The sequence below is a fragment of the Mycobacterium sp. genome (assembly GCF_029961025.1).
Classification (GTDB): domain Bacteria; phylum Actinomycetota; class Actinomycetes; order Mycobacteriales; family Mycobacteriaceae; genus Mycobacterium.
Genome location: NZ_JASBVP010000019.1, coordinates 24,486 through 33,423 on the forward strand (window position 1 = coordinate 24,486; position 8,938 = coordinate 33,423).

6 protein-coding genes and 1 pseudogene are annotated in these 8,938 nt (G+C 62.1%); 1 reads left to right on the forward strand and 6 read right to left on the reverse strand.

Annotated features, from left to right (window positions below; all coding sequences use genetic code 11):
• Positions 1 to 69 precede the first annotated feature (69 nt).
• The 6 genes from QJR12_RS17235 to QJR12_RS17260 all read right to left on the reverse strand — a co-directional run bounded on the left by QJR12_RS17235 (position 70) and on the right by QJR12_RS17260 (position 7,756).
• Positions 70 to 1,389: a hypothetical protein gene (locus tag QJR12_RS17235; protein WP_300584658.1), complete on the reverse strand. Its 1,320-nt coding sequence runs from the start codon at positions 1,387 to 1,389 to the stop codon at positions 70 to 72.
• Positions 1,390 to 1,482: 93 nt separating this feature from the next.
• Positions 1,483 to 3,336, reverse strand: a complete 1,854-nt coding sequence (locus QJR12_RS17240) for an ATP-binding protein (RefSeq protein WP_300584660.1) — start codon at positions 3,334 to 3,336, stop codon at positions 1,483 to 1,485.
• Between the two features lie 27 nt (positions 3,337 to 3,363).
• Positions 3,364 to 4,566, reverse strand: coding sequence for a hypothetical protein (locus tag QJR12_RS17245; RefSeq protein WP_300584662.1), 1,203 nt, complete (start codon positions 4,564 to 4,566; stop codon positions 3,364 to 3,366).
• A 74-nt stretch (positions 4,567 to 4,640) separates the two neighbouring features.
• Positions 4,641 to 5,552 (reverse strand): ImmA/IrrE family metallo-endopeptidase, encoded by a 912-nt coding sequence (locus QJR12_RS17250; protein ID WP_300584664.1) that lies wholly within the window; start codon positions 5,550 to 5,552, stop codon positions 4,641 to 4,643.
• A 172-nt stretch (positions 5,553 to 5,724) separates the two neighbouring features.
• Positions 5,725 to 6,363, reverse strand: coding sequence for a hypothetical protein (locus tag QJR12_RS17255; protein WP_300584666.1), 639 nt, complete (start codon positions 6,361 to 6,363; stop codon positions 5,725 to 5,727).
• Positions 6,350 to 7,756 carry a DNA methyltransferase gene (locus tag QJR12_RS17260; RefSeq protein WP_366526324.1) on the reverse strand — a complete coding sequence of 469 codons (1,407 nt, stop codon included), beginning with the start codon at positions 7,754 to 7,756 and terminating at the stop codon, positions 6,350 to 6,352. The genes QJR12_RS17255 and QJR12_RS17260 overlap by 14 nt, the downstream gene beginning before the upstream one ends.
• A gap of 337 nt (positions 7,757 to 8,093) precedes the next feature.
• Between QJR12_RS17260 and QJR12_RS17265 the strand changes: the two are divergent.
• A pseudogene (locus tag QJR12_RS17265) lies at positions 8,094 to 8,239 on the forward strand (IS1380 family transposase); the annotation flags it as partial.
• Positions 8,240 to 8,938 lie beyond the last annotated feature (699 nt).

Genomic DNA, 8,938 nt, shown 5'->3' on the forward strand with positions numbered 1-8,938 from the left:
TTCATCACCAGACCAGGGGGAACTACGGCTTAAACGGACAGTCAGGGCCTGACGATTGGCGGCGAGCTGTCACGACGCGGCCTGCCCCTCGTGGTCAACGAGCCCTGCAGTTGCTTCATCGAGGGCGTTATTCATGCGCCGGACCTGCAATCTCAGCAGGCTCTGGATCTCGTCGGCCCCTTGGGCAATCGACTTAGCTTTAGCCTCGATGCGGGCCAGCTCCCGCAGCGCATGACGAGCTTCGTCGATCGCGTTGGCGACGATACTCACGTCTACACCCGCGTCGCTAGCCACACCTAGCTTGAGAGCTGTGCGAGCCCAGCGGTAGGCGACTTCGAGAAGCTCGCCGCCATCGCCGAAACGGCAAAGCACCTTGTTTGCGTCGTAATCGTTGAATGCCCCAACCTCCTTGGCGAAGGCGTTGTGGTCCTTGGCAACCGCCACTGCGAACGTGGCTCCTCGATTAACCATCGATTCATCGAGCATGGCCAACACGCCGCGATCACCGCGCAGCGGCAAGGCAGTCGAACGCTTCTTGGCCTCAACGACGAAGCGTGAACCATCAGGGAGCTGAACGATGAAGTCGCCGCGCTTGGAGCGCCCAGTATCTCCGGCCTGGGTGCCGACCCGCTCTACGGTGTCGCCGTAAGCGTTGGCCAGGCGGCACAGTACCTCTTCGACCTCATCTTCGAAATCGAGACCCGACGCCGGTGAGTGGTGGCGTTCTTCGGCAGCCATCGCCCGGCCTACGATGAGTTCCCGAACGCCTTGAAGGGCTTGAAGAAACTCGGATTTTGCCGGCGCAACCTGAGCGGCGACGAGCGCGGAGAGGGTTCCATCCGCGCCGAAGTAGGACTCGACCATCTTGGCCAGCTTGGAGAGGTGGCTCCCTTCGTAAGCTGGATCGAAAGCGCGATCGAGCTGGCTTTGTGTATCAGCTACCAGTTTGGCGATCCGGTATACACAGCTAGTGGCGAGGTCGGGGTTAAATGAGTCGCCAATCAGCTTGGCTAGCTCTACGCGGGCTTGCGCCACAACATTACTGGCAGCGCCGTGAGCCTGCTCGATGGACGCCGACAGGCGCGCGGATACCGACTCGGCGTGATCAGGGTCGAAGGTTGCATGGACGCGCTTCAGCAGATCGCTTTCGACAGCTCCCAGGGCTGCGTCGAAGCGCTGAGAGAGTTTGAGGAATTCCCGTTCGACAACCTCGACTTGACCGGCGACTCCCATCACCCGAAGTCCAGTGACTCCAAGCGCGAGAACTCTGCAGGCCAGGCCTGCCCGGCTTCCATCAGGGACATCGGAGAAGAAGTCCAGCACCTCGGGGTCGGTGCATTCGAGATGCTCAATGCATAAGCTGGTTGCGGTCAGATAAATCTCGGGCATAGTAACTGGTCCTTTCGGTGTCGGGCGCATTTTTCCATGCGCTTCACCGGAAGGTTCCAGCCCAACAATGCAAGTTCGACGCTTGATCCTGGTTCAGTCGATCATTCGGAGACGGCACGGCGTCGGATCGATGGCGGCAAGCAGTGGCCGCGCCATGTGAGTGAACGACACCACCGCTTGCCCGGGAGCAAGCGCAGGAAGGCGACGCCACTGGCCGTCGTCGACGCCAGGAATCACATGCCGCAGGGTACGGATGACAGCCTCATCGCTGATCTTATGCAAGACGTGATTGTTAACCAGACCGAGGACTTCCCGCGGCAAGTGTTGCGGTAACTGCGTCACGAAGGCTAGGGCAAGCCAGCGCTTGCGACCGCGTTTTGCGATCCGCGAGACCTGCTCGAAAAGGATCGGCATCTTGGCGATTCGATCGGCGGACAGGAATTCGTGGGCCTCCTCGATAATTACGATCACCTTGCGCGGCTGCCCGACCGCACCTCGGCGTTCCCATTCCTGGTATGCGTCATCTTGAGCGCGCTGGATGTTTCGCAACATGTCAGCGATGACGATATTGTTGATGGTTGGCGAGTCGGTACCTGAAAGGTCGATGATAGAGACTTGGCCGGGGCGTAAGAGCGCCCCGTAGCGGAGCGCCGGATAGCGTGGCTGGTCGAAGATACGCATGCGGTGCAATCGCCACAGGCGCGCCAACGTCGCCCGCCAGCTGACAGCGTGTTGCGGCTTGGTGGCGTTAACTCGCTTGAGGATTGCCGCCATCGCCTGAGCGCCCTGGAATTCACGGTTGTAAAGATCGAGGTCATCCGTGCTGGCGTGGTCGGCGACGGCAAGGAACACGCTTGCGAGATCGATGACCTTAGACAAGGTAAGGGTAGGGTAACCCTCCTCGAACTCGTTGAGTTCCAACACCTGACGCTCTTGTTCGGCGTTAGTGGGATAGATCTTTAGATCGCGCAGCACCTGCTTGGCCACATCGACAGTCCGAAAGAAACGCTCCTGCTGGGCATCAGTCATGTTGACGATCTCGGCCACGGTGTAGGGCGAGAGGGCCGGGAAAGACAGTCCGAACTCCGTGCGATGTGGATGGTTCGGGTGGGCAGTGTCGGTGCCGACCAAATGGAACAGGTGGGTGTTGGGAACACCCACCGGCTTCATGCCACGACGTTCGAGGGCAGCCAGCATAGCGTCGTCTTCGGTCGGCTCTCCGATATGCACGTACTCGCCCTCGGTGTCGAGTAGGACGACGGCGATCCCCGCCGCCTGAGCCTCGGCGATGAGCCTGCTGATAGTGGTTGATTTTCCTCCACCAGTGGTTCCCAGCACACCAAGGTGGCGTGGCAGCACGGATTTTCGATCGGAGGGTATACCGATAGTGACATCCGGGTCACCCATTAACACACCGAGTTGAAGATCGCCGTCCGGATGAAGCGCGGCAAGTTTTTCTTTGGGAGTCAGCACATGCACAGGACTGTTTGGGAGCGGGCGGAAGCGAGGTGGAACGACGCGGCCGTCCAGCTCTTCGCCTAGCAGTTCTACCTGGACGCGTCCGTGGTATCGAGGCATGAGGATGCCGCCGCGCACGCTCGTCGTGACGATGACGTTTGCGTCGGCGCGCAACCCGTCAGGCTCCGCAAAGGGACCCGAGGTAACAATCCCTAGATAGCGCCTTCCATCGTCAGACGTGATACGGACCATCGCCTGGATAGGCACCGCCTGAATGGTCTCTTTGGGCAGCAGGACGGTCACAGAGCCGTCCTGGGCGCCGGGAGTGTCAAACATGGTGCGACCAACAGCCCCCTTGGCCTCTTCAGGCTCGTTGTACCGCGAAACGTCGGTGATCGGCTCGAGGAATTCCCTGGGTAGTCGGGTGAGATCCCCGTCATTAGCGGGCTCGAGGTCGCCTTGTGATCGGGAGGGTGATGGATCGGACATTCGGTACTACTCCTTTATCAGCTTGCCTCAGGTCTCCGGGGGCAGCGGCTCGTTGCGAGCGGCGTAGGCGGCTTGTATTGGCCCCAGAAACTCCTCGCGACCGAAAGCCGCGGTACAGAACTGCTTAGCCATGTCGAGAAGCATGGGATAGCCGCGGTGCTCCTGGATGACCGCGTCAGCGAGGGCGATGGACGCCGCCTGGGCGCACAGCTCTTCCTCGGCGGGTCCGTAGAAAACATAAGGCGGGGCCTGGCTGGAGGCCCGGAAGACGCCGACGGCGACGGCTTCACCCGCGTTTCCAACAAATTCCTTCGCCCGCCGTAGGCGCTGTCCGCGCAGGTGGCCTTTGTTGACCATGTCCTCGATGTAGGTGCGCAGCTTGTGAATAACCGCGAATTCCAAGGGAGCGAGCGCCCGACCGATCGTAAGCAAGCCGCGATGGCCCCGGCTTGGGACGAAGATAAACCTTCGGTGATCCGTCAGGAGTTCTTCGAGGACATCCAAGCTCGGCAAGACCAGGTCCATGGCGCCTGCCCCGGTTAACAGTTCGTAGGGAGCAGGGCTGCCTCTGCCCATCCTCCAGTCGGCGCCCGACAGCCGAGTCAGCACTGCCCTTTCCGCGTAGGAGGTGATACCGCGCCGGCCTAGCTCGGTGAGCTGGTCACGGGCGTCATCAGGCCCCCGTGGTGAGTGTGCGTCACGGAGATCCAGTAGCTGACGGGCGAGCTCAACCGCGTTGACGGGCGACCCTTGCAGGTCCCGCCGGTACAGGCGATGGGCCCAGGTGCCCTCGTCACCGTGGTAGCCCACGAGTGCGATACCGATCTGAATGATTGTGAGCGCCAGGGATTCATGAACCTGGACCGTGCTGTCGCAGGCGTCGACGTGGCCCGCGAAGAGGGTGCCCCGGTGGATCTTCTCGAGTTCACTCAGATCCACCGGCCAAAATCCACCAAGAGGCGGGGCACTTGGGCGACTTCGATCACGGAGCTCTGGAAGAATGGTGGATCGGATTGCCGCTGCCGCCCGGTCCTCCTGCGCAAGGGCTTGACCGATATGGGTGTCGAGTTCGAGGCGCTCGTAAAGGCCTTGCAGGTCGGTGCCACTATGCCAGGTGGTTAGGTCGAGGACAACTTCCAGCGGCTCGCCGAAAGCTTTGGCGAAGCCGGACGAGCCGACACCATTCAATGGGGCGAGGTCCCCAGACTCGGGAGTCTCGTGCTCGTCCATCATTTCTCATTTCTCGTGCGGCTACGTCTCCCCGTCGCTTAGGAGGTTCCGACAGGGAATCAGAACTTCGACGGTCATCGGTCAAAGAACCCTGGTCGAATGCCCAGCGCAGCGAGCGCTCCCGTGGCCCGCACCTGCGCAGCTTCTGCCGGAATGTCGAAGGCTTCCGCCAGCTCCGCAGCCGCAGCCGCTACACACTCCGAATAGGTGCCTCGCAAAGGCTTTGCCCGCAGCATGTTCAGCACATCATCCCACGGAGCGAGCAGCTCCAACGCGTAGATTGAGGCGCCTTCTTCGGCTCGGAGGGTTGTTTCTGCGGCTCCCCCGTGATCGTCACGATGCAGCATGTGGGTGTGCACACCCAGCGGCACCCTTGCCAAGATGGCGCGGGCGCGATCCGCGTCGGTGGGCAGACGGTGCCCGTCGATGACGTCGAGCAGCTCGGGCGCGTCACGCATCACCCGCTGGCGGGGCACAAAGTAGTCGAGCAGTAGGTGGCCGTGCTCGTGTGCGAGAGTAAACCGACGCTCAGGTTCAGGGAGGGTGCCGTCGACAAAAATCGCGGCGTGGCCGCGCCAGGCGATTAGTAGTCCGCGTAGCCATCCCACGCCGTCGGGAAGGGGCGGCACGCCGCGCTCCTCCAACCATTCGTTGACAGCAGCGAGATGGAGCTGTTTCAAAGACACGACCATGGCTGGCGATGTCCACACCACCGCTGCTTGAACATCACGTCGTTCCCGGACGTCAGACGGCGTTGCTTCCCACGTTGCAGCCGCAAGCTCCCGTGGGCCACTAGGCGCAGGGCCGACCGGGAGTTGCTCGGCGACCACATCCCGTGCTGCCGCGAGCATCCCGGTCAAACTCGGCTGGGTCTCATTTGGTGCGGTGGCGCGACGCTGGCTCAATGCGGCGAGCACACCCGCTTCCCGGAGCACGGCCGCCAGTGCGTCAGGATCAGTGTTGACGTAGCCAGCGATCTCCGTCACATCGGTTAAAAAACGGTCAGGGCGGGGTGCACGGCTGAGCAGCAACCGCTGGTGTGATGCCGCTGCCAGTCCGAGGCGCTCCGGTATCCACCGGTCAGCCCCGGGGGTCGCCGACAACCACCCCGCGAGGAAGCCGGGATAATCCTGAAGAGCGCGAATGACAGGGCCAAGGTCAGTCGGCTTTGTCGAGCTGGCCACGGATCACCCCCAATTTTTTCTTCAAGCGGTCTTTGTGCCGCTTTACTTCCTTGGCCTGCATGGCGACAGGTAGGTGCGCGATCCCAAGGACTTCGGCATAAGAGCTTGTGCTGCGGACTCCGTCCGCCAGCAGCTCGATCAGCCGACGGTCCTGCGCATCGAAGCTGGCGATGTGGGCGCCGGCGCGTGCCGTTAGTGAGCGCGCCATGTCAAAGGGATCCATATCGTCCAACACTTTCTGTTCTACGTTTACGTTCCGGTCGGCGCCGACGACTTCGACTACATCGCTGTCGGGTACTTCGTGACGACGTAACCGGGCGCGGGCGTCGCGTTCGTTTTTTATGTCCCCGCTGATGTCTTGCCACAGGAAGGCGAGCAGCGGCCCACGCTCTGGCTGCCACCGGCTGGGATCATGGAGATACCGGGCGATGCTTAATCCGATCAGGGAGTTGACCGAGTGCGGGTCCGGCAGTTCCGTTCGAGCGAAGCGCCGCTGCAAGGCGGGCAAAAGCAGCTGGGCCATGCGATGTGCAGCCGAAGAGCGATCGCGACCGATCACGAGCGCGTCGTGTAAATGCTGCAAGACAGCCGGGTCTGGGTCAGCCTCGCTCATTTGGTACCTGGGGGCGACGTAGAACGAGGACATACTCGGTGCGCATTCGCTGGCCAAACGCGGATGGGAGGTATGGCATTACACGGCGATGGTCGTGGATTGTCCGCTCTCGCCAGTCCACAAACTCAAGCCGTTTACGGCGGGGAGCCGCACCTGCCAGTTCTGCTAGAAGGCGGTGCGTCGGGATCGCCACCCGTCTGAGGTTCGACGGGCAAATGACAAGCACAACATACCCGCCAGGACGAATCACCCGAGCACACTCGTTGAGGACCTTCTGCATGTCCCGGAAGTACCGGTACACGATCCACGCTCGGCGCGGCTCTCCCTTCAAGCTGTCGACCACCTCGTCGATCGCTGCCACCCCAGTGGCCGTCGGCATGGGATGTTCGGGCGTGGCCTCGGCTAGCGGCGCCCTTTCGCTGCCGACATATTCACGTCCGAGAATGCGGTACTGCTCGACAGTGGCGGACAGCACTTCCGGCATCCATGCCACTGCAAACATGTGAGCTCTCGTGTAGTCCAGAGCCGAGCAGTATGGAGGTGAGGTGAAGACCATATCGACGTGGTCATCCGGCATGTCGAGCATGCGGGCGTCTCCGCCGATCACCGACACGTCCGGCACTGAAATTCCATTGACGCTGAGCTGATCTCGATACTCCGCCATCATGCGGCGTGCTCGAGCCATTCGCACCGCAAAGCGCCCGATACAGCCCGGGTCGCACTCCCACTCCCGGTAATGGTGTCGGGAGTGGACGAGGTCTCGGGCGTTCGCAACCGATGTTCGGGCCACGATCAGTGACGAGAAGCATAGCCACAAAAGGTCCGCTACATCAGGATCGGTGCCCACTTGGAAAATAGCCTCTCGAATGCGGGCGAGATCGGCCGCGACCTCCGGACGAAACCAGCGTTCACAGCCAGGAAGCTCGGGGCGCCACGTATCGTCTAGTCGACCACGGTGAAGCAATCGAGCAACTTCCGCGATGCTCTTGTCGAGGGCATTTAGATCGAGTGGCGTTGCCTTCACCTTGGTAATCAGGCGGGCCAACGGGTCAATGTCGGCGCCCCGTGCCACCCGCCCAAGCAGGCAAGCCTCGACCATCGCCGTACCGCTGCCCGACATTGGATCGAGCACGACGTCGCCTGGTCGGCTGAAACTCCGGAGAGCCCACGCCACGAGCGGTGGCGGGCACCTGGCCGCAAAGGCATGAAGGCCATGGGTGGCATAGAGGTTGCCAGCTGCACTGAAGCTCAGGTCGCTCGGTGCCGGGAGCGCGTCCAGAGCATCCGCCGCCGGATTCGGCGTCTTGGCGCTTCGTTCTGCGCCCACGACACCCTCTCGAGAGCCGTCGCAATTCATCAAAACCCTGCCTGGACTCCCTGACCCGCCCACCATGCAGCCGCAGACTTGCGGTTCACCGCGCCACGCCTCTGCCGGTGGAAGTCCACATACCAACTACGTTCGACTCAGCGATGCCGGGCGGGTTGGAACCCCTCGATCGTATTGCCAACAGCGTAGATCCCACCACTGTGCAACGTTCCTTGTAGAGTGGGTGGTATCGCCGAAGATCAAAGCGGAAATGTTGCGTCGTCAAGACCTCGATCGATGTTTCCTTCTGTTGTCAGTCGGCGGTTGACATGGCCACCCAATTTATATCAGTGCGATGTCTGCAACAGTGAGCGGCGGTGTACGAACCGGAACGGCCAGCTTCCTAGCGACCCTTTGTCGCTAGGTGAACAATAGCGCGTTGGTTTCTCGAGTGAAGGTCTCGGCGGACGGCGAAGGGGTGGTGTCGCCGCCGGGGTGGGGATGTTGCGTGAGTTGGCCGAGCTGACCGGGCTGTCTGCGCAGTTCACCCCAGCGTTGGCCGACACCTATAACCCCGCAGCTCGTGCAGTTCGTCTTCCAACAGCCGCAAGCCTTGCCATTTCACGAAGGCTCACTCACAACACATCCTCGTCGTCGGCACTCGCCAGTGCAGCACGCAACTCAGCAGCCAGTGTGGGCTCGTTGGGCACGTTGGTATCAACGCACCGTCCGATAACGGGGTAGCCCGTCGGGCCAACCGGGCGACACCGGGCCGATTCGCCGCCCTCGCCTTCCTCGAGGCGCCCGATTTTGTCGGGCTCGCGTTGATGCACGCCTCAGCCATCGCGTCGGGGTCAGCGAGCGCCGCCACGATTCGGCACACCAGGTCGGTGCAGGCCTGGGGTGTCACTGCGCCGCGAAGCCGCAGCCGTCGGTGAACAGCTCTACAGCCAACCGAAGGGCGATCACGGCTGCTTTGGCTGCCGAGAGCGCCGCTAGCCTGACAGCGCGCCACGACCGTCGGGCTCGAAATCACCCGTTCCTCCCAAGGACCGCTTACGTCTTCGGCGTTGATACTCCCCCACCAGGGGGATTAGCGGTCGGGCTTTGTGCTAGCTTCGGTCGACGACCCCCGGTTCGGGGACGACGGCCTTTCTCCTCGGGGTTGGGGATTCAGGGGGGCGATTAGCGGCGGGGGCCGATTCGGCACGCTCGGCCGCATCACGACGCGGCAAGTTACCCACGCCGCCGCCGCCCTTCGGCGGCTGC

Coding starts and splice junctions, on each gene's coding strand:
- QJR12_RS17235 (WP_300584658.1), bottom strand. CDS start 1,389: ATGCCCGAGATTTATCTGACCGCAACCAGCTTATGCATTGAGCATCTC.
- QJR12_RS17240 (WP_300584660.1), bottom strand. CDS start 3,336: ATGTCCGATCCATCACCCTCCCGATCACAAGGCGACCTCGAGCCCGCT.
- QJR12_RS17245 (WP_300584662.1), bottom strand. CDS start 4,566: ATGGACGAGCACGAGACTCCCGAGTCTGGGGACCTCGCCCCATTGAAT.
- QJR12_RS17255 (WP_300584666.1), bottom strand. CDS start 6,363: ATGAGCGAGGCTGACCCAGACCCGGCTGTCTTGCAGCATTTACACGAC.
- QJR12_RS17260 (WP_366526324.1), bottom strand. CDS start 7,756: ATGGTGGGCGGGTCAGGGAGTCCAGGCAGGGTTTTGATGAATTGCGAC.